General features: G+C 46.3%; 3 protein-coding genes. All 3 read left to right on the forward strand.

Going from position 1 to position 1,304, the window contains the following annotated elements; genetic code table 11:
- Positions 1-439, forward strand: a 439-nt coding sequence (locus tag AC1DWB_RS35410; protein ID WP_477545750.1) for a recombinase RecT, incomplete at its 5' end; no start/stop codon positions are given.
- Positions 440-442: 3 nt separating this feature from the next.
- A complete protein-coding gene (locus AC1DWB_RS35415; RefSeq protein ID WP_477545751.1) occupies positions 443-772 on the forward strand; it encodes a hypothetical protein in 330 nt (109 codons plus the stop codon).
- Positions 769-966 (forward strand): hypothetical protein, encoded by a 198-nt coding sequence (locus AC1DWB_RS35420; protein ID WP_477545752.1) that lies wholly within the window; start codon positions 769-771, stop codon positions 964-966. Before AC1DWB_RS35415 ends, AC1DWB_RS35420 begins: the two co-directional genes overlap by 4 nt.
- Positions 967-1,304: the final 338 nt, after the last annotated feature.

Consider the following 1,304-nt stretch of genomic DNA (forward strand, 5'->3'; position numbering starts at 1 on the left):
ATACAAAGCAATCTATGCCCATGAAGTCTATAAAAACGATGAATTCGAATTCACATATGGGCTGGAAAAGAACCTGAAACATATCCCTTCCGACGAACCACAAGGGGAACCAATTCGATACTATGCAGTGTACCACCTTAAAAACGGCGGTTATGACTTTGTGGTATGGAGTCGGACACGAATAGATCACCACGCCAAGAAGTTCTCCAAGGCTGTACAAAAAGGATGGACCAGTCCATGGCAGACGGATTTTGATGCGATGGCGAAGAAGACGGTGCTTAAAGAAGTGTTGAAATATGCGCCGAAATCGATTGAATTCGCGAAGCAAATGGCTGCGGACGAAACGATTAAGCGCGAAGTACCGGACAACATGGACATGTCGGAAGCTATCGATGTAACGGATTACTCGGTGATGGATGACGATCAAGTGGAGACGTAACCCATGATCAATTTAGCTAATCAGCCAGTACGCGACTATAGCAAAAAGAAGCAGCTCCACAGCGTTCGTATTAAGCTCACACAACGGCAGATGGGCGAGATAAGCACGAAGGTTGACGGACAGCTCAAGGAACGGTCTGGAGGTCGCTGTGAGCTTCGTAGGAAGTGTAGAGGTGCAGAGGCTGTGCAACGCGCTCATATTACAGGGAGGAAGCAGATTGAACACAAGACAACGGTGAACGATCTGCTCCACTGTTGCGTCGAGTGCCATACATGGCTTGATACGACTCCGGAGGGTATCCGGTATAAACGACACTTGGAGGATGCGAAATGAATAAAAATCAAATTGGTGACATGGAGCATGCAATAAGGAATCAAAATCGCTTCTATACGGATGCAAATGATAAGGATTGGAATGACTTGGTTGAGAAGGGTTATGCCACCAAACGCCCAGGATGGGACGATGAATCAGCTTATTTTATCCCAACGAGTGATGGTAAGGCAGCATTAAAAGAGTTAGTAAAGTAATCCATCGATTCGACCGAATCAGCCCGAGCCGAAGGATAGTTTGGTTTCTTAGCCCCTACGGGGTGGAACCCGGGGTACGGCCGACACTTCGTTGAGCGTATTCGGTCGATTCGGGGGCCTACGGCAAGATCAAAAACAAGGCGGTGTACATGAATGAAATGTCCAAATTGCGGTGAAGATTTTTGGGTTTCTGGTCCGCGCGGCGAAGATATTTGCCATGAGTGCGGTCAAGATAAACCGAAAAAGTAACGTATCAAAATGAATTGGGAGCGTGCATGACGATGATGCAAATGTCAAAAGAGGATTATTTTTTCTTTGAGTGGTTGATTTTATCAAAA

The sequence above is a fragment of the Paenibacillus sp. P4_E11 genome (assembly GCF_056401635.1).